General features: G+C 70.9%; 14 protein-coding genes and 2 pseudogenes. 8 read left to right on the top strand and 8 right to left on the bottom strand.

Annotated features, from left to right (window positions below; genetic code table 11):
- Positions 1 to 81 precede the first annotated feature (81 nt).
- On the bottom strand, positions 82 to 1,437 hold the full coding sequence (locus VT52_RS25535) for an MGH1-like glycoside hydrolase domain-containing protein (protein WP_046422235.1): 1,356 nt from the start codon (positions 1,435 to 1,437) through the stop codon (positions 82 to 84).
- Between the two features lie 134 nt (positions 1,438 to 1,571).
- Between VT52_RS25535 and VT52_RS25530 the strand changes: the two genes are divergently transcribed.
- The 4 genes and pseudogenes from VT52_RS25530 to VT52_RS39765 form a co-directional block, all read left to right on the top strand.
- A complete protein-coding gene (locus VT52_RS25530; RefSeq protein WP_206306605.1) occupies positions 1,572 to 2,801 on the top strand; it encodes an ROK family protein in 1,230 nt (409 codons plus the stop codon).
- Between the two features lie 429 nt (positions 2,802 to 3,230).
- The gene (gene ppdK / locus VT52_RS25525) at positions 3,231 to 5,951 is read left to right on the top strand and encodes a pyruvate, phosphate dikinase (RefSeq protein ID WP_046422233.1); all 2,721 of its coding nucleotides are present in this window, start codon (positions 3,231 to 3,233) and stop codon (positions 5,949 to 5,951) included.
- A gap of 270 nt (positions 5,952 to 6,221) precedes the next feature.
- Positions 6,222 to 7,031, top strand: coding sequence for a YwqG family protein (locus VT52_RS25520; RefSeq protein ID WP_240509875.1), 810 nt, complete (start codon positions 6,222 to 6,224; stop codon positions 7,029 to 7,031).
- Between the two features lie 105 nt (positions 7,032 to 7,136).
- Positions 7,137 to 7,455 (top strand): annotated as a pseudogene (locus VT52_RS39765) (IS481 family transposase); the annotation flags it as partial.
- Here the strand turns inward: VT52_RS39765 and VT52_RS25515 are convergent.
- The 3 genes from VT52_RS25515 to VT52_RS38950 are packed head-to-tail and all read right to left on the bottom strand — an operon-like array spanning position 7,418 to position 8,728.
- On the bottom strand, positions 7,418 to 7,996 hold the full coding sequence (locus VT52_RS25515; protein WP_046422232.1) for a GNAT family N-acetyltransferase: 579 nt from the start codon (positions 7,994 to 7,996) through the stop codon (positions 7,418 to 7,420). The pseudogene VT52_RS39765 and the gene VT52_RS25515 overlap by 38 nt on opposite strands.
- A 10-nt stretch (positions 7,997 to 8,006) precedes the next feature.
- Positions 8,007 to 8,147, bottom strand: coding sequence for a hypothetical protein (locus tag VT52_RS38955; RefSeq protein WP_240509874.1), 141 nt, complete (start codon positions 8,145 to 8,147; stop codon positions 8,007 to 8,009).
- A gap of 53 nt (positions 8,148 to 8,200) precedes the next feature.
- The gene (locus tag VT52_RS38950; protein ID WP_240509873.1) at positions 8,201 to 8,728 is read right to left on the bottom strand and encodes an NsdA family TPR-like regulatory protein; all 528 of its coding nucleotides are present in this window, start codon (positions 8,726 to 8,728) and stop codon (positions 8,201 to 8,203) included.
- Between the two features lie 452 nt (positions 8,729 to 9,180).
- Here VT52_RS38950 and VT52_RS25505 point away from each other — a divergent pair.
- From VT52_RS25505 to VT52_RS25490, 4 genes and pseudogenes are all read left to right on the top strand, one after another.
- Positions 9,181 to 10,122 (top strand): annotated as a pseudogene (locus tag VT52_RS25505) (radical SAM protein); the annotation flags it as partial.
- A gap of 85 nt (positions 10,123 to 10,207) precedes the next feature.
- On the top strand, positions 10,208 to 11,464 hold the full coding sequence (locus VT52_RS25500; protein ID WP_046422231.1) for an ABC transporter substrate-binding protein: 1,257 nt from the start codon (positions 10,208 to 10,210) through the stop codon (positions 11,462 to 11,464).
- The gene (locus VT52_RS25495; RefSeq protein ID WP_046422230.1) at positions 11,461 to 12,363 is read left to right on the top strand and encodes a carbohydrate ABC transporter permease; all 903 of its coding nucleotides are present in this window, start codon (positions 11,461 to 11,463) and stop codon (positions 12,361 to 12,363) included. The genes VT52_RS25500 and VT52_RS25495 overlap by 4 nt, the downstream gene beginning before the upstream one ends.
- Positions 12,356 to 13,189 carry a carbohydrate ABC transporter permease gene (locus VT52_RS25490; RefSeq protein ID WP_046422228.1) on the top strand — a complete coding sequence of 278 codons (834 nt, stop codon included), beginning with the start codon at positions 12,356 to 12,358 and terminating at the stop codon, positions 13,187 to 13,189. The genes VT52_RS25495 and VT52_RS25490 overlap by 8 nt, the downstream gene beginning before the upstream one ends.
- A 16-nt stretch (positions 13,190 to 13,205) precedes the next feature.
- Here the strand turns inward: VT52_RS25490 and VT52_RS25485 are convergent, their stop codons facing one another.
- The 4 genes from VT52_RS25485 to VT52_RS25470 all read right to left on the bottom strand — a co-directional run bounded on the left by VT52_RS25485 (position 13,206) and on the right by VT52_RS25470 (position 18,229).
- The gene (locus VT52_RS25485; RefSeq protein ID WP_079175254.1) at positions 13,206 to 13,883 is read right to left on the bottom strand and encodes a class F sortase; all 678 of its coding nucleotides are present in this window, start codon (positions 13,881 to 13,883) and stop codon (positions 13,206 to 13,208) included.
- Positions 13,884 to 14,103: 220 nt separating this feature from the next.
- Positions 14,104 to 14,652, bottom strand: coding sequence for a hypothetical protein (locus tag VT52_RS25480; protein WP_046422226.1), 549 nt, complete (start codon positions 14,650 to 14,652; stop codon positions 14,104 to 14,106).
- 309 nt (positions 14,653 to 14,961) lie between these two features.
- Positions 14,962 to 16,611, bottom strand: coding sequence for a M4 family metallopeptidase (locus tag VT52_RS25475; RefSeq protein WP_046422224.1), 1,650 nt, complete (start codon positions 16,609 to 16,611; stop codon positions 14,962 to 14,964).
- 148 nt (positions 16,612 to 16,759) lie between these two features.
- Positions 16,760 to 18,229 carry a hypothetical protein gene (locus VT52_RS25470; protein ID WP_046422222.1) on the bottom strand — a complete coding sequence of 490 codons (1,470 nt, stop codon included), beginning with the start codon at positions 18,227 to 18,229 and terminating at the stop codon, positions 16,760 to 16,762.
- Between the last annotated feature and the right edge of the window lie 4 nt (positions 18,230 to 18,233).

Here is an 18,233-nt window from a genome sequence, read left to right as displayed (position 1 = left end):
TCGCGACGGGCGCTTGAGCTCTTCATGCAGGTTGCTTGAGACGCCCTTTAGCCGCCTGGGCCGCCCTCCGCGCGCGGCCCGTCACCCGGGCCGGTCGAGCAGTCTCTGGTGCAGATCGAGCGCGAGCGCCGCCGTCCAGCCGAAGCCGGCCGCACCGCACGCCTCGCCCGTGTACGGATCGACGTACTCGGCGAAGCCGGACGCCTCGGCCAGCTCCAGCACCGCCGCCCCGAGCGCGTCGGCCGCCGCCCGCTCGCCGTGCAGCCGCAGCCCCCGCTCCACCAGCCAGCCGGTGTTGAACCAGGCCGGGCCACGCCAGTACCGGTGCGGATCGAACGCCTCCCCGAGCAGGTCGTAACTGGGCACGAGCCGGGTCGCGCCGCCGAGCCCGAAGTGCGGTCCGGTCAGGGTGCGCACGAGCACGGTGACCAACTCGCGCGGCAGCGTGGGGAGGAGAAGGGGGACCAGGCCGGACACGCCGCGTTCGGGGATCAGTTCGCCGCCGCTCACGTCCCGGCACAGGAACATCCCGGACTCCGCGCTCCACAGCCGCTCCACCAGCGCCGAGGTCAGCCGCTCCGCCCGCGCGTGGCGGGCGGCCGCACTGGCGCCCAGCTCGGCGGCGATATGGGCGAGGGCGTGCTCGGAGGCGATGAGCAGGGCGTTGAAGGACGGGTCCTCCACCGCGAACTCCCCGTGCCCGTCGGCATATCGGACATCGCGGTACTCGACGGCCAGCCGCACGTACCGCCCGTAGTCCAGATCCGTCGGCCGGTCCTCCGGCGCGCCGTGGTCCAGGTCGGCCCGGCGGAAGGAGCGGACCGGGGCCGGATCGATCCGCGCGAGCGGCGCGTCCCAGCAGGGGCTGTTGTCCATCCCCTGCTCCCAGGGGTGCACGACCGACACCAGGCCGCCGCCGCCCAGGTCCCGGCAGCGCAGCAGATAGCGGTGCCAGGCCGCCAGCCTCGGGTAGAGCCGGGCCAGGAAGCCCCGGGCGTGCGAGAGCCCGGGATCGGCGCGGTGCACCAGCCAGGCCGCCAGCGCGTGCACCGGTGGCTGCACGATGCCGGACGTCTGTACGGTGCGCGGGGCGCCCGCCGCGTGTCCGGCGGTGGTGGAGCGCCAGAAGTCCGGGCCGGGGAAGTAGGCGTCGAGGGGGACGGAGGGGTTGAAGACGATGTGCGGCACGCGCCCGTCCGCCCACTGGGCGGCCAGCAGCGTCTCCAGCTCGGTCTGGGCCCGCAGCGGCGACAGGTGCCGCAGCCCGATCGCGATGAACGCCGAGTCCCAGGACCACTGGTGGGGATACAGGCTCCGGGAGGGGACCGTCGAGGCACCGGTCCAGTTGGCGTCGAGCACCCGCGCGGCCCGTACCGGCAGGGCGGACGGTGACGCGTACGACAGTGCGCGGGCGGTGAGTTGGGCGGTGCGGTCCACTCGGGGCTCCCCCAAGACGACGACGTCCGGACACACGACCGACGAGGTTCGGTGTCGGCCGCCGTAGAGTTACGTCTATTTAACACGCAAAACCCACTATGTAATGCACGCTTGGGAAACACAAGGGGGTGCGCATGACCGGACGTCCGGGAAGGAACGGAATGAACTCCAGGAGCGGCAGTCAGGCAGGCGCCGGGGATCTGCTCGAACTGGTGCGCAGCGGACGGGCGGTGACCAGAGGTGCGCTCCAGCAGGCGACCGGGCTGTCCCGGGCGACCGTCGGCCAGCGCCTGGACCGGCTGTTCCGGGCCGGCTGGCTGCGCGAGGGCGCCGGCGGGCCGGTCGGCTCTCCGCTCGGCGGACGCCCCTCCATCACCCTGGAGTTCGACGGCGACCACGCGGTCGTCCTCGTCGCCGATCTCGACACCCGGCACGCCCGCGCCGCCGTGCTCTCCCTGACCGGCGAGGTCCTGGCCGAGCACTCCGGCACCCTGGTGATCGAGGAGGGCCCGGACCTGGTTCTGGCCGAACTCGGACGCTGGTTCGGCGAGCTGCTGGAGAAGGCTGGGCAGCGGCCGGCCGAGGTGTGCGGCATCGGGCTCGCGGTCCCGGGCCCGGTGGACACCGCGACCGGCCGGGTGGTGCAGCCCCCGATGATGCCCGGCTGGGACGGCTACGACATAACGGGCCGCCTCTCCCGCGCCCTCACCGAACACACCGGGGCGCCGCCGGTCCCGGTCCTGGTGGACAACGACGCCAACCTCATGGCGTACGGCGAACAGCGCGCCGGGCACCCGGACTGCCGGGCCTTCGTCCTGGTCAAGGTGTCCACCGGCATAGGCGCGGGCGTCGTGGTCGACGGCTCCATATACCGGGGGATCGACGGCGGCGCGGGCGACATCGGGCACATCCGGGTGGGCGCGGACGCGCTCTGCCGGTGCGGTTCGCACGGCTGTCTGGCCGCCGTCGCGAGCGGTGGGGCCGTGGCCCGGCGGCTGGCGGCCTCCGGGGTGCCCGCCGCCTCCGGCTCGGACGTACGGGACCTGCTGGCGGCGGGGCACCCGGAGGCGGCGGCGCTGGCCCGGGAGGCGGGGCGCCGGGTCGGGGACGTCCTGGCGACCGTCGTCACGCTGCTCAACCCGGGCGTGCTGATGATCGCCGGAGATCTGGCCGGAACACCCTTCCTCACCGGCGTACGGGAACTGCTCTACCAGCGGGCGCTGCCGCGCTCCACGGCTCACCTGGACGTGGTCACCTCCCGGCTGGGGGAGCGGGCCGCGCTCATCGGAGCGGGGGCGCTGGTGGTGGAACACCTGTACGCGCCGGAGCGGGTGGAGGAGCGACTGCGGGCGCTGGGGGTGTGACGGGGCCGTGGCGAGGCCGTGGCGAGATCGTGGCAGGGCCCGGAAGCGGGTCCGGATGGTGAAATCCGGGGCTCTGTGACAGCGTGATTCTCGCCACCCCTGATAAGGGTTGCGCTCATATGAGCGAAAAGAGAGTGGCTGCACTTCTCCAAGGGGTGGCACTGGGTGCCATCCCTTGATCGTTCATCGATCGAACTCAACCGTGGCGAGAGGTGCTCATGTGAGCAGTAAATCCACTCATTCGGTGGGTTTGCGTTCAAGAAGTGAACACATGAGCGCGTGTTGTCTTGCCAAGCTTTGACTTTCGATCCGCTGGCGGACGGGTGGTTACATGCGCATGACCCGCAAGTGGACGTACCCATGTGCCTTCGATCTGGGTATGTTCCTGGCCGTCAGGGCAGCCACCGTGGCCTCAAGGAGTCGAGTCCCGTGTCGGAAAACAAAGCACCCCACGTAGCGAAGTTCGTTTACGACTTCACCGAGGGAAACAAGGACCTCAAAGACCTCCTCGGTGGCAAGGGCGCGAACCTCGCCGAGATGACCAACCTGGGTCTTCCGGTTCCTCCCGGTTTCACCATCACCACGGAGGCCTGCAAGGGCTACCTGGAGAACGGCGAGGAGCCGGCGGCACTGCGTGACGAGGTGAGTGCGCACCTCGACGCCCTCGAAGCCCGCATGGGCAAGAAGCTCGGCCAGGCGGACGACCCGCTGCTGGTGTCGGTGCGCTCGGGCGCCAAGTTCTCCATGCCCGGCATGATGGACACGGTCCTCAACATCGGTCTGTCCGACAAGTCGGTCCAGGGCCTGGCCAAGCAGGCCGGCGACGAGCGCTTCGCGTGGGACTCCTACCGCCGCCTCATCCAGATGTTCGGCAAGACCGTCCTCGGCGTCGAGGGCGACCTCTTCGAGGAGGCCCTGGACAAGGCCAAGGACGCCAAGAAGGTCAAGGTCGACACCGACCTGGAGGCCGCCGACCTCAAGAAGCTGGTCACCGCCTTCAAGAAGATCGTCAAGAAGGAGGCCGGCCGGGACTTCCCGCAGGACCCGCGGGAGCAGATGGACCTCGCGATCAAGGCCGTCTTCGAGTCCTGGAACGGCGACCGCGCCAAGCTCTACCGCCGCCAGGAGCGCATCCCGCACGACCTGGGAACGGCCGTCAACGTCTGCTCCATGGTGTTCGGCAACCTCGGCCCCGACTCCGGCACCGGCGTCGCCTTCACCCGCGACCCCGCCTCCGGCCACCAGGGCGTCTACGGCGACTACCTCCAGAACGCCCAGGGCGAGGACGTGGTGGCGGGCATCCGCAACACCGTCCCGCTGGCGGAGCTGGAGCAGATCGACAAGCAGTCGTACGACCAGCTGATGCAGATCATGGAGACGCTGGAGAACCACTACAAGGACCTCTGCGACATCGAGTTCACGATCGAGCGCGGTCAGCTGTGGATGCTCCAGACCCGGGTCGGCAAGCGCACCGCGGGCGCCGCGTTCCGCATCGCCACCCAGCTGGTCGACCAGGGCCTGATCGACGAGACCGAGGCGCTCCAGCGCGTCACCGGCGCCCAGCTGGCCCAGCTGATGTTCCCGCGCTTCGACGAGAAGGCGAAGGTCGAGCAGGTCGGGCGCGGCATCGCGGCGTCGCCGGGCGCGGCGGTCGGCAAGGCGGTCTTCGACTCGTACACGGCCGTCAAGTGGTCGCGCTCCGGTGAGAAGGTCATCCTGGTCCGCCGGGAGACCAACCCCGACGACCTCGACGGCATGATCGCGGCCGAGGGCATCCTGACCTCGCGCGGCGGCAAGACCTCCCACGCGGCCGTGGTCGCGCGCGGCATGGGCAAGACCTGTGTCTGTGGCGCGGAGGAGCTGGAGGTCGACACCAAGCGGCGCCGCATGACGGTCCCCGGCGGCCACGTGGTCGAGGAGGGCGACGTCATCTCCATCGACGGCTCCACCGGCAAGGTCTACCTGGGCGAGGTCCCGGTGGTCCCCTCCCCGGTCGTGGAGTACTTCGAGGGCCGGATGCACCCGGGCGCGGACGACGCGGACGAGCTGGTCGAGGCCGTGCACCGGATGATGGCCTTCGCCGACCGCAAGCGCCGGCTGCGGGTGCGCGCCAACGCGGACAACGCCGAGGACGCGCTGCGCGCCCGTCGCTTCGGCGCCCAGGGCATCGGCCTGTGCCGCACCGAGCACATGTTCCTCGGTGAGCGCCGCGAGATGGTCGAGAAGCTGATCCTCGCGGACACCGGGGAGGAGCGCGAGGCCGCCCTGACCGAGCTGCTCCCGCTCCAGAAGAAGGACTTCGTCGAGCTGTTCGAGGCGATGGACGGCCTGCCCGTCACCGTCCGCCTCCTCGACCCGCCGCTGCACGAGTTCCTGCCCGACATCACGGAACTCTCCGTCCGGGTGGCCCTCGCCGAGTCCCGCCAGGAGCCGCACGAGAACGACCTGCGGCTGCTCCAGGCGGTCCACCGGCTGCACGAGCAGAACCCCATGCTCGGCCTGCGCGGCGTCCGCCTCGGGCTGGTCATCCCCGGTCTGTTCGCCATGCAGGTCCGCGCGATCGCCGAGGCGGCCGCGGAACGCAAGACGGCGAAGGGCGACCCGCGTGCCGAGATCATGATCCCGCTCGTCGGCACGGTCCAGGAACTGGAGATCGTCCGCGAGGAGGCCGACAAGGTCATCGCGGAGGTCCAGGCGGCCACCGGCACGGAGCTGAAGCTGGCGATCGGCACGATGATCGAGCTGCCGCGCGCCGCGCTGACCGCCGGTCAGATCGCGGAAGCGGCGGAGTTCTTCTCCTTCGGCACCAACGACCTCACGCAGACGGTCTGGGGCTTCAGCCGGGACGACGTGGAGGCCTCCTTCTTCACGGCCTACCTGGAGAAGGGCATCTTCGGCGTGTCCCCCTTCGAGACGATCGACAAGGACGGCGTGGGCTCCCTGGTCAAGCTGGCCGTGGAGGCCGGCCGGCGCACCCGCCCCGACCTCAAGCTCGGTGTCTGCGGCGAGCACGGCGGCGACCCCGAGTCGGTCCACTTCTTCCACGAGGCCGGCCTGGACTACGTCTCCTGCTCCCCGTTCCGCATCCCGGTCGCCCGCCTCGAAGCGGGCCGCGCGGCCACCCAGTCCACGGGCAGCGACCACCGCTGACCCCGGCCGGACCCCGGGTCCGCCGTCGGTCCCCGACCCTCATCCGATCGACGGCGGCCCCGGCGCACGAAAGAGGCGGCACCCTGTGCGGGGGTGCCGCCTCTCGGCGCGTCCACCGCACGGTCGGTGAGGCTGAGCCGCTGACGGCAAGGGGGGTGACACATCACTGCCTCGTGCCCGGACGAACAGGCGGCCGTTGCTGGAGGGGGTTGTCGGTGGCAGGTACTAACGTGCCCGAACGGCCGTCGACTTTTGCACGCTGGAGGAGCCATGATGCCCGGAGACACACCCGAGTTGCCCGCGAAGGACCTGCGCACACTGATACCGGAGTACGTGGGCCTCGCCCGGGAGACGACCCTCCTCAACCCGCAGCCCGGCGACCCTGGCATGCGTGAGAGCTCGCTGGGAGGCGAGTTGCTGTGGCCCGCGGACGAGCTGTGGCCGTACTGCGCGCAGGAAGACCACTGGACGTATGGGGCCGATTGGCGCAACCGCACCGAGATTGTCCCGGGGGCGGTGCCGATGGTGCCGATCCTCCAGCTGTTCGCCCGGGATGTGCCGGGGTTGGAGTTCCCGGAGGGGAAGGATCTGCTACAGCTGGTGTGGTGCGCGCTGGTACATGACCAGGATCCCGGGCCGGTGATGCCGCGGCTGTACTGGCGCAACGAGGCGGAGGTTGTGGCTGGAGGGCTGCTGACCGAGATCCCCATGGTGCGCGAGGGGGAGTACGACGAGGACCACATGCCGGCACCGTCCACGTTGTCCCCCACCACCGCGGAGGATTGCCCGAGGTGGCTCGATCTGCCCAAGGACATGTGGGAGACCTGGGAACCTCGTCTCCGGTTGCCGACGGGTGGCTCCATGTGGCCACCCGACTCCAACATCATCGGGACGAAGGTCGGCGGCTGGCCCGCCTGGACGCAGCCTGCCGACTGGCCGAACTGCGAGAGCGGACACCGTATGGAGCATCTTCTGACCATCACCGGTGACATACAGTTGGGCGACTGCGGTGGCGTCTACTTCTTCCATTGCCGCCAGTGCCCCGGCCTCCCGTGGGACTGGCGCTTCGACTGCCCCTGACGGCTGAGAGCAGTGGAGCGGCTCCGCAAAGCCGTGGAGCCGAGCACCCCACCTCGACGTACCCTTTCTCCGACGTCAGCTGGCTGATCGCTGTGCGCGCGGCACGGCCGCCAGGTGGGCATCCGCATGGACGGCGCGACGCGGTCATTCTTCGACCTGTGGTCGCGGGAACTGCTGCGGTGCGGCCCAGCCCGCTGACCAGTGAGGAATTCCGCAGGCTGCGGGGCCTGCGGTCGGTCGGACCGGCGCCGCGTCTGGGTGTCGAGCCCGTGCGGGTGCAGCGACGGGTCAGTGCGGTGAGCACAGCATGGTCTGTCGTCAGGTTGTCTCCCCCGGTCGCCCCGACGTGAGACAGACCGTGACCGCGCACGTGTCGGACACGACGATCAGCGCCTACTCGGACGGCCAGATCTCGAAAGTCCGAGCATCATGACGTCGTGCAGGTCGGCCCCGTCCCACGGGCGAGTCTCCCCGACCTTGCGGTAGCCCCATGACCGGTAGGCCGCCAGAGCCGCCTCGCTCGCAGTATGCACGTCGAGCAGCACGCGCTCGGCAGTGATGCCGTTGAGAAGCGTGTCGTGCAGGCGGTGCGCGATGCCATGCCGCCGCCGTACCGGTCGGACCGCCAGCTCCATCAGCCCGAAGGTGCGGCGGCCGTCCTCGCGGCGCATGTCGTCCGGTACGGGCTGGGTGAGCGCGTCCCACCAGCCGGTCTGCGGGCCCAGGGAATAGCCGTAGGCCATGCCGACCGGAGTGCCGTCCGTCGTGTGGGCGAGCGCGGCCCGGAACGTGGGTTTCCGTGTCTGGGAGCGGAAGCGACGGAAGGTGGCCGCGACGTCGTCCTCGGTCTCGCGGTAGGGCGGCTCGGCGAATGCCTCGGCGTAGACGAGCTTGAAGTCGGCCTCGCGTCGCTCTGCGGTCGGGCCGTCCAGCTGTACGACCTCGATGGCTTTGGGGTGTGGCATGTGGCGCTCCTCAGAGGGTCTCGCGGATGCAGGCTTCGCACTCGCGGGCGGCCGTGGTGTCGACTCCGGCGACGGCGCGCTCGAACTTGCGGATCTCGCCCAGCAGACGTGGCGACGAGATTCCTCCGCACGCCGCGAGTGTGGAGGTCATCTCCGCGCAAACCTCCTCGGCTTCCCCCGCTTCGAGAAGTACGCCGGCGAGCTTCACGCGGTACAGGCACTGTTGCGGAGCAGGTCACCACCGATACCGCGCAGAGCGGCACGCAGAAAGGGCACCGCACGTTTGGGCTGTTCGGCCCGTACGTACATGTCCGCCGTGGCGTAGTCCACTTCGAACGGCCCGACGAACCGGGCCCAGTCGGGCACCTCGGGGTCCGCGTCGGCCCGGCTCTGGTGGCTGAGAGCACGACTCAGGGCACGACGCACGCCGGGGAAGTCTCCCACATGGGTGGCCACGTTGGCATCGCGCAGCGCGATGACCAGGTGGACGGTGTGACCGGCCCCCGCGCGGCAGGCGAGACGGTGAGCATTTTCCACTGCGCTCGCGGCCTCCCACGCTCGTTGACTGCCGATCGCAAGCAGCACAAGTGTTTCCAGTACGGAGACTTGCAGGAGGTGATCGTGGACGAGTTGGGCCGCGGCGAGTGCTTCCACGCAGGCCGCGCGGCCTGCGGCGATGCACCCGCCGTCATAGCCGTACCACGCGCGGTGTCCATGCAACTCGGCCAGCATCGACTGAAGTTCGCAACCGACGCGACCGGTGTGCGAAGCCGTGCCGAGCGTGTGTGTGATCTCGTTCCCGATCCGGCCATGGCCGGCACGCTGCCCCTGCTGTGGTCCGTCCGGTACAGGCCGTCGAGTCGTACGCGCAATCGGCCGAGGTCGCCGAGGCCGATGCGCGGCCCCGTGCGGGCAGGGACCAGAGCTGTCGCGGCGAGCACACCGGCGTCGGCGACGAACGTCCTGCGGTTCACCCCCTCAGGGTCGCCTACGGGTGCGGACTCCGACGCGCGATGTTCCGGTACGTCGAATCCCATCTCACGGAGAGGGAGCCAGAACATCACTTCCAGGACGTTCTGTTGGCCTGGGTGCGGCAGCGAGGGAGGGGCTTCGCACTCCCAGCGGCGCAGCTGCCGAACGCTCAGCGAAGCGTCCGTGCGCGGACGCAGGGCTTCCCGCCGGAACGCCAGAACGAACGATGCTTCCTGCCGGGACGGATCAAGGCCGATGCGGACTTCGCCCTCGCCCTGGCGGCGGTGCGCGGCAGTCTCCCCACGAGCGAGGTGCACTTCACGGGCGGAGAGCCGACTTTGCATCCCGAGCTGACCGCTCTCGTCCGCATCGCCCGCCGGATCGGTCTGACGGTGGGGCTCACCAGCAACGGTGAGAACGGGGCCGCCGTTCTCCCCGAGTGCGCGGCGGCCGGCCTCGACCGGATCAACCTGTCCGTGTTCGGCACCACCCCCGAGGAACTCGCCGCGGTCCAGGCGACCCGTCTCGCCTCGCCGAAACTGGCCGCGCGAAAGCTGGACGCCCTCACCGCCACGATCGAAACCGCGTCCCGGTGCGGCGTGACGGTCTCGGCGAACATCGTGATCCCTGACCGCGACCACGTGACACGGGTGCTCCGCGTCATGGCGGAACACGGGCGGGCCGTCACCGTACGGATGCTCGTGAACCTTGAGGACGGCGGTGCGTCACTCGCCGCCATGAAAGAGGTCGTGGACCGGCTCGAAGCGGTTCCGGTGCGCCGGGTCGTCACCGCCGGCGCCTCCGACCAACGCGTCCGCTACCGGCTCCCCGACGGCCGACCCCTCCTCGCCAAGAGCATCCGGCCCGTCCGCCTCCCGGACACCTGCGCGGGGTGCCGCTTCGACAACGAGCGGGACTGTCAGGAGGGGTACTACGGAGTGCGCATGTACCGGGCGCGGAGCGGGCCCTTCGTGGTCGGCGTGTGCATTCAGCGCATGGATCTGTGCCTGACGCTGGGTGAGTTCGTGATGAGCAAGCGTTGCGCCGAAGTCCGGGGCTCCCGGGAGGAGGAGACGGCGCGGCTCGTGGCCCGCTACGAGGGGGCGCGGACGGAAGGCGGGGAAAACCCCTCACCCGCTGTCCGTGCGCGGTGACGCACCGCCGCACTCCCTCTTTCGTAATCGCCCCGCATGGTTGATCGTTGGGCCGTGCGTTGAGGACCGACGTCAGGGGGAGAACATGACGATCAGCCGTAGGACGCTGCTGGGCGCCGGTGCGGGGATCGGGGCCGGGGTACTCGGTGGCTGTGGGTCCAATACCGGGCGCGGGGGCGGGAGTTCCGGGGGGACGAGGCTCACGCAGTGGTACCACCAGTACGGGGAGGCCGGGACCGAGCAGGCGGTGGAGCGGTATGCCGCCGCCTACGAGAAGGCGCACGTCACCGTGCAGTGGCGGCCCGGGAACTACGACCAGCAGACGGCCGCGGCGCTGCTCACGGATTCCGGGCCCGACGTGTTCGAGGTCAACGGGCCCTCGCTGGACCAGATCCAGGGCGGGCAGGTGGAGGATCTGACCGCGTTGCTGGACGGGGTCAGGGACGACTTCAATCCGGCGGTGCTGGCGCCGAAGACGTACCGGGGGAAGGTCTACGGCATTCCGCAGACCATCGACATGCAGATGCTCTACTACCGGAAGAGCATGCTGCGGGACGCCGGGGTGCGGCCTCCGCGGACACTCGACGAACTCGTGGACGCCGCGAAGGAATTGACCAGGAACAAGGTCAAGGGGCTGTTCCTCGGGAACGACGGCGGTGCCGGGGTTCTCGGCGGGACGCCCCTGTACGCGGCGGGGCTTCGGCTGGTCACGGACGACGGGAAGGCCGGGTTCGACGACCCGGCGGCGGCGCGGACGCTCGGGAAACTGAGGGAGCTGTACGCGGGCAAGACGCTGCTCCTCGGCGCGCCCACCGACTGGTCCGACCCCTCGGCCTTCCTCCAGGGGCTCACCGCGATGCAGTGGTCCGGGCTCTGGGCGTTGCCGCAGGTGCGGAAGGAACTCGGGGACGATTTCGGGGTGTTGCCGTTCCCGGGGGACGGGAGTCACGGGAAGCCGACCGTTCCCGTCGGGGCGTACGGGGCCGCCGTCAGTGCGCGGAGCAAGGAGAAGGAAGCGGCCAAGGCGTACGTGAAGTGGCTCTGGGTGGAACGGACCGACTACCAGGAGGACTTCGCGCTCGGGTACGGGTTCCACATTCCGGCGCGGATCTCGCTCGCGAAGAAGGCCGCCAAGCTGAGGACGGGCGCCGCCGCCGACGCCGTAGGGTTCGCCACCGAGCACGGGTACGCCCAGCCGCTGCTGTGGACCCCCGCCGCCCAGACCGCCTACCAGGACGCGCTGAGCCGGATCATCAAGGACGGGGCGAGTCCGGAGAGCGAACTGCGGGGGGTCGTACGGAAGGTGTCCGCGGAACTCGACCGGGTCCAGCACAAGTCGTGAGGCGCCGCAGGGCTTTCTGGTTCTGGGTGTTCGTCGGGCCCTTCGCGGCCGGGCTCGCGCTGTTCACGTACGTTCCGCTGGTGTGGAGCGTCGGCCTGAGCTTCTTCGACGCGCACAACACCGTGACCCCCACGGACTTCGTCGGCCTGGACAACTACAGGGCGATGCTGAGGGACAGCGCGTTCACCGGGAGCCTGCGCACCTTCCTCGTGTTCACCGCCTTCATCGTGCCCGTCACCTTCGCCCTCTCCCTGGCCCTCGCGCTGATGGTCAACCGGGTGCGGCGGGCCCAGGCGTTCTTCCGGTCGGTCTTCTTCCTCCCGGCGGCGTGCAGTTACGTCGTGGCCGCCCTGATCTGGAAGATGTCCCTGTTCAACGGGGTGCGCTTCGGACTCGCCAACACGGTGCTCGGCTGGTTCGGCACCGACCCCGTGGCCTGGCTGTCGACCACCCGTCCGCCCTGGTACTGGCTGGTCATCGTGACCGTACGTCTGTGGCTCCAGGCCGGGTTCTACATGATCCTGTTCCTCGCCGGGCTCCAGCGGATCGATCCGGTGCTGTACGAGGCCGCCGCCGTGGACGGGGCCCGCCCCGGCTGGACGGTGCTGCGGCACATCACCCTGCCCCAACTGCGCGCCACCTCGGTCGCGGTGGTGCTGCTGCTCGTCATCAACGCCTTCCAGGCCTTCGACGAGTTCTACAACCTGCTGTCGGACGCGCGGGGATATCCGCCGTACGCCCGCCCGCCGCTCGTCTACCTCTACTACACCGCCCTCGGCCAGGGGCAGAACCTGGGGCTCGGCAGCGCGGGCGCCGTGATCCTCGCGCTGATCATCGCGATCGTCACGGTGGGGCAGGCGCGGTGGCTCGGGCTCGGGAGGAGTGCGGCCGATGGATGACGCGCTGGTGAGGGCCGGGAGGGCGCTGCGGACCGTGCTGCTCGTCGTGCTCGCGCTGCTCTTCCTCGTCCCCTTCTACCTGCTGGTGCGCAACGGTCTGTCCAGCGAGCGGGACATCACCTCGCCCGCGTGGACCTTCTTCCCGGCCGAGCTGCGGTGGGCAAACGTACGGGAGCTGTTCGCCGACCCCTCCGTGCCGTTCGCCCGCTCGCTCCTCAACTCCGCGCTGATCGCCGTAGCCACCACCCTCGGCACCCTGCTGCTCGCCTCCCTCGCGGGATACGGCCTCGCCCGCATCCCGTACCGGCACGCGAACAAGGTCTTCTACGGCATCCTGGGCACCCTGCTGGTCCCGGCCGCCGTCACCTTCGTACCGAGCTTCGTGCTGGTGTCGTCCCTCGGCTGGGTCTCCACGCTGCGCGGGCTGATCGTGCCGACCCTGTTCCCGGCGTTCGCCTGTTTCGTCTTCCGGCAGTACTTCCTCGGATTCCCGAAGGAACTGGAGGACGCGGCCCAGGTCGACGGGCTCGGCTACTGGCGGACGTACTGGCTGGTGGTCGTGCCCAACGCGCGGCCGGTGTTCGCGGCGGTCGGCACCATCGTCTTCCTCGGCGCCTGGAACTCCTTCCTGTGGCCGCTGGTGATCGGGCAGGACCAGAGCGCCTGGACGGTCCAGGTGGCGCTGTCCTCCTTCACCACCGCCCAGGTGGTGCGCCTGCACGAGCTGTTCATCGCGGCGGCGGTGTCGATCCTGCCGCTGCTGGTGGTGTTCCTGTGCTTCCAGCGGTGGATCGTGGCGGGGGTGGAGCGGTCGGGCATCGACTGAGGCCGGTCGCGGCGGCTCAGCGGCTGCCGGTCAGATGGGCGAAGACGACCACGTTGCCCTGGTAGCCGGTGGTATTCGAGTAGCCGCCGCCGCAGGTGATCACGCGCAGCTCCGGGCGGGGTGCGGCGCCGTAGACCTTCTGGTCGGGGAAGTCGCTGGCGGCGTAGACCTCGACGGCGTCCACGGTGAACTCGGCCACCGTGCCGTCCTGGCGGTCCACCTCGATCCGGGCGCCCCGCTTGAGCGCGCCCAGGTCGTAGAAGACGGCCGGGCCCTCCGTGTTGTCCACGTGCCCGGCGACGATCGCGGTCCCCCGCTCGCCGGGCATGGTCCCGGCCTCGTACCAGCCGGCCAGGTTCTTGTTCCGCGCGGGCGGCACGTCCAGGCTGCCGGAGGAGGTGAGGGCGAGACCCATCAGCGGGGCGTTCACGCGGATGGCCGGGATGCGGATGCGCAGCGGCGGGGACGGCGGCAGGGAGGGCGCGGACAGGCGCTCCTCGCCGGGGTCGGGGCGGCCCTCGGCGGCCGTCGGCTGCGGGGGAGCGTGCGACTGGCCGCCCAGCAGCCAGACCCCCGAGGCGAGGGCCACGACGGTGACCGCGGCTATCGCGGTGTCCCCGAGCCGGCGCCCGCGACGGCCGCGGACCCCGCGGACGCAACGGGCACGGCTCCCGGGCAGACGTGTGCTGCGCATACGGACCCCTCTCCCGGGGGGCGTACCCCCGAACTGGACCTGGGGCGGACCGATCCGGCGGTGGAGCGGCCCTGCTGACCTGGAGCGGTCCGGAACGGACCCGGGCGGTCCGGCCCGCTGTGGCTGTGGCGGACCCCCTCCCCCTCCGGGCCGCGAGGGGCATCGGACCCGGAGGGGGCGGGACTTGCGGTACCGGCGGACGGACAGCGGAGGGTGTCCGTCAGATCCCGTCGCCTCTCGCCCGGCGATGCAGGAGCCAGGTACCGCCCGCGGCGGCGACGGCCAGCGCCGTCACGCCCGCCGCGGTCTGCACGGGGTCGGGACCGAGCGCGCCGCCGACCCCCGTCTTCAGGCTTCCCCGCGGCTGCACCTGCTCGTGCGCCGCGCCGAGGGCCACCACCAGGTCGCCCGTCACCTGTCTGCTGCCCTCCGCACACTTCGCGACGATCTCGTACGTCCCCGGCTGCGCGCTCGGCGGCACCTGGAACTGACCGATCGCCTCGCCCTGGTGCGTGGTGGGCGCCAGGGTGAAGACACCGGCGCCGACCGCGCCCGCGTCCCCGGTCGCGCCGCCCTTGTCGCCGCAGGCGGCGGTGTTCACGGTGACCTGTCCGCCGGGGATCGCGGTGGACGGGTACACCTGCAGGCTGCCGGTGGGGGCGCGCACGGGCCGCGCGGCCGCGGCACCGCCGTAGGCGGGCGCGGCGGCGAGCGCCGCCGTTCCCACGGCGAGCGCGGTACCGGTCAGCAGACGGGCGGTGCGTCGCATGGTGCTCCCCAGAGCTTGTCGAGCTTGTCCGACTGGTGTGTCCCCTGCCCTTCGAGGTAAAGGGCTCGCGCCTCGATCCGCTTGCCGGGAGATCGGCCGGACTGCGGTGAACGGGTGGCGGGCCCGGCGGCCATACGGCTGAGCCGTGGCGGAGTCGGGGCAGGTCAGAGGTGGTGTGCCGGGGAGCACGAGAAGAAAAGACGAAGAACACACGAATGGAGCGACGAGGGGCCGTTGAACGGGTGACGGAGGTGACGGGCCGTCATCCGGGCCCGGGGGAGCGCGCCCCCGGGCCCGTGCCGTGACCGGTCAGTTCACGTTGACGGCGCTCCAGGCCGCCGCCACCGCGTCGTACTCCGTGCTGCCCGCGCCGTAGAGGTCCTTGGCCGCGTCGAGGGTGGCCGTGCGGGCGCCCGCGTAGTTGGTGGAGGACGTCATGTAGGCCGTCAGCGCCCGGTACCAGATCCTGCCGACCTTGTCGTGGCCGATGCCGGTGACCGTGGAGCCGTTGTACGTGGGCGAGTCGTAGCTGACGCCGTTGATGGTCTTGGGCCCGCTGCCCTCCGCGAGGAGGTAGGCGAAGTGGTTGGCGACGCCGGAGGAGTAGTGGACGTCGAGGTTGCCGACCGAGCTGCTCCAGTAGTCCGCCGAGCTGCCGTCCCTGGAGGGCTTGTCCATGTAGCGCAGCGCGGTGCCCCCGAAGCCGGGGCGGACGATCTCCTCGCCGATGAGGTAGTCGCCGGGGTCGGACGGGTTGTTCGCGTACCACTCGACCATGGTGCCGAGGATGTCGGAGGTGGCCTCGTTCAGACCGCCGGACTCGCCCGAGTAGGTCAGGCCGGCGGTCTTGGAGGTGACGCCGTGCGTCATCTCGTGCCCGGCGACGTCCAGCGCGACCAGCGGCCCGAAGGTGGTCCCGTCACCGTCGCCGTACGTCATGCAGAAGCAACTGTCGTCCCAGAAGGCGTTGTTGTAGTTCTTGCCGTAATGGACGCGGTTGTACGAGCCCTTGCCGTCGCCCGCGATGCCGTTGCGGCCGTGGACGTTCTTGTAGTAGTCCCAGGTCTCGTTCGTGCCGTACTGCGCGTCGACCGCGGCCGAGGAGCGGTCGGCGGTGGCGCCCGTGCCCCAGTGGTTGTCGGCGTCCGTGAACACGGTCGAGGGCGCCCGGCTGATGCAGATGCCGAAGATGCACAGGTCGGTCTTGTTCGCGGCGTCCCCGGTGTAGGTGTTGCCCCGGGTCGGGTCCTTGAGCTGGTACGACGATCCGGACTGGGTCGTCTCCAGCGGCACCGTTCCGCCGTACAGCGAGCGGCCGTCGCCGGCGGCGGTCTCGATGCTGTCCCAGGCGTCGATCCGGGCGCCGGTGCGGGCGTCGGTCAGCACTGTGCGCGCGACCGGGTTGCCGAGCGAGTCCAGGCCGGCCGCGTCGGTCCGCCAGGCGAGCCTGGGGGTCCCGTGCAGCGCGTCCACGATCAGCCGCGGCTTGGCCTCGACCCGCCGCAGTCCGCCGCCGGGGTGGGCCGCGCGCAGGGCCTTCGTCGCGAGGCCGGCGGCCTCGGGGGCGGACACCCTGGGCGTGGTCGTAGGCAACGCGATCGTGGCGCGACTGGCCCGGTCGGCACCCCGGTAGCCGCCGTCGGCACCGATGTGGACGACGAAGTCGCCGCCGAGCACGGGGAGATGGTGATAGGTGCGGTCGTAGCGGACGTGCTGGGTGCCGTCCTTGTCCACGATCACGTCCCGGACGCTCGTGGCCTCGCCGGAGTCGAGCCCCAGGCTCGACCGGTGCGCCAGGAGCGCCGCCGCCGCGTGCTGCACGGCGGCGGACCGGCTGGGTCTGGCCGCGGCGTGGGCGGCGGGGGAGAGGGTGACGGCCAGCAGGGTCGCGCTGCTGACGGCGACACCGGTGGTGGCGAGACGACGGGATCCTCGGACGTGCTGCCGTGTTCGGCTCATCTGTCTCCTCGGAACGGGCGCCATCCAGGCATGGGGGGATGGCGCTGGACGCCCTGAGATTTAAGGGGGCATGACAATTGATGTCCATAGGGAGTCCACAGGAAGGGGAGAAGGGCGCCCTGTCCGGCTTGTTTCAACCGCCTCTCGGTCACTGCCGGTTGAGGGAGCGGGTGACGCCCGCCGCGATCGTCGTCGCCAGCACCCAGCCCATCGCGATCAGCAGGTACGACAGCCACTGGAAGCCGCCGCGCGGGGCGTACGCGCCCTCCTGGCCGAAGTCGATGATCGGGAGGAGCAGGTCCAGGGTGTAGAAGAGCGGGTTGAAGGCGGGGGCCTCGGAGGGCTTGAGGGCGGGCGGGTGGTGCAGGGCGAAGACGAGGGTGCCCGTGCACAGCAGCAGGAGGAGCCAGAGCCCGGCGCGCATCGGGCGGAAGCCGTAGCCGACGGCGGCGTCCTGGAGGCAGCCCCACAGCCGGGCGTACGCCGGCAGGGTGCGACGGTGGCGGCGGAGCTTGGCCAGTTGCACGGTGCGGGCGGCGCCGTCGTCGCCCACCGTGCGGTAGGCGGCGGTCAACTGCTCGTAGGGGTGCGGGAGATAGCCGCCGTCCGGTTCGCGCTCCAGTAGCGGCAGGCGCTGTTCGGCGGGCAGGTGCGGGGTCAGCACGCGGTAGGCGAGACCGTCGAGCTGCACCTTCCCGGGCCACACCCGCGGCGGTACGTGCAGCAGGTCGAGCTGGGCGCGGCGCAGATTGACGGCGCCCTCGACCGGCGCGGCCTCCCGCAGCCACAGTTCGCCGACCACCGCGCTGCTGGCCCGCAGGGCGACGCCGCCGGGGTTGGACAACCGGGCGTAGGCGAGGTTCAGCTGGCGGGGGATACGGGCGCCGCTCAGATTGACCCGGCCCCTCGCGCGCAGCCGCATCGCGTGCAGATCGGTGCCGACCGCGAGCACCTCGGCGTGCAGCGCGGTGCCGCCGGGGGCGTCGAGCACCGCGTCGTCGAGGTTCACCTGCCCGCCGACGACGGCCCCGTTCAACTGCACCGTGCCGTGCGCGACCAGCCCCGGCGCCCACACGTCCGTGGCCACCTGGGCGTGGTTGAGCTGGAGCACGGCCTCCTCCGGGTCCTCCCCGGGCGTGCCGAGCCATGCCCCGTTCGCGAAGAGCGCCCCGGACAGCCTGGAGCCCTGGAGCCGTACCGGGCCCCTGACGCGGCAGCAGGTGATCCGCACGACCCCGTCGGCGCGCAGCTGCCCGGCCGTCAGCCCCGGCAGCACCGAGTCGCTGAGGACCAGGGCGCCGGTCCGCGCCCCGTACAGGTCGGGTGCCTGCTCGAAGTGGCAGCCGCGCAGCCGGACCGCGCAGGTGACGGTGGCGTACTTCAGGTCGAGCCGCCCGGTGACCCGTGCGCCCGCCACCTTCAGGCCCGCCGTACGGCCCTCCGCCAAAGGGCCCGCTAGCAGCAACTCCCGCAGGAACTCGGCCCGTACGGTGCGTTCCGGTCCCCAGTCGGCGCCCCGCTCGGGATCGTCGTCGACCGCCCGCAGGTCGACCCCCTCGCCGAGCGGAAAGGCGTCCCGGACACGGCGCTCGGCGGGCGTCAGGTCGGTGAGGTCCATGCGC

Origin of the sequence: Streptomyces malaysiense, assembly GCF_000980885.2 — a bacterium.
Classification (GTDB): domain Bacteria; phylum Actinomycetota; class Actinomycetes; order Streptomycetales; family Streptomycetaceae; genus Streptomyces; species Streptomyces malaysiense.
This window is presented reverse-complemented; position numbering and strand designations above follow the sequence as displayed.

What these genes read in the sequence shown, in the direction of transcription:
- VT52_RS25475 (WP_046422224.1), bottom strand. Translation starts at nt 16,611, where the DNA reads ATGAGCCGAACACGGCAGCACGTCCGAGGATCCCGTCGTCTCGCCACC.
- VT52_RS38955 (WP_240509874.1), bottom strand. Translation starts at nt 8,147, where the DNA reads ATGACCTCCACACTCGCGGCGTGCGGAGGAATCTCGTCGCCACGTCTG.
- VT52_RS25530 (WP_206306605.1), top strand. Translation starts at nt 1,572, where the DNA reads ATGACCGGACGTCCGGGAAGGAACGGAATGAACTCCAGGAGCGGCAGT.
- VT52_RS25485 (WP_079175254.1), bottom strand. Translation starts at nt 13,883, where the DNA reads ATGCGCAGCACACGTCTGCCCGGGAGCCGTGCCCGTTGCGTCCGCGGG.
- VT52_RS25480 (WP_046422226.1), bottom strand. Translation starts at nt 14,652, where the DNA reads ATGCGACGCACCGCCCGTCTGCTGACCGGTACCGCGCTCGCCGTGGGA.
- VT52_RS25520 (WP_240509875.1), top strand. Translation starts at nt 6,222, where the DNA reads ATGATGCCCGGAGACACACCCGAGTTGCCCGCGAAGGACCTGCGCACA.
- VT52_RS25500 (WP_046422231.1), top strand. Translation starts at nt 10,208, where the DNA reads ATGACGATCAGCCGTAGGACGCTGCTGGGCGCCGGTGCGGGGATCGGG.
- VT52_RS25470 (WP_046422222.1), bottom strand. Translation starts at nt 18,229, where the DNA reads ATGGACCTCACCGACCTGACGCCCGCCGAGCGCCGTGTCCGGGACGCC.
- VT52_RS25490 (WP_046422228.1), top strand. Translation starts at nt 12,356, where the DNA reads ATGGATGACGCGCTGGTGAGGGCCGGGAGGGCGCTGCGGACCGTGCTG.
- VT52_RS38950 (WP_240509873.1), bottom strand. Translation starts at nt 8,728, where the DNA reads ATGCTGGCCGAGTTGCATGGACACCGCGCGTGGTACGGCTATGACGGC.
- VT52_RS25515 (WP_046422232.1), bottom strand. Translation starts at nt 7,996, where the DNA reads ATGCCACACCCCAAAGCCATCGAGGTCGTACAGCTGGACGGCCCGACC.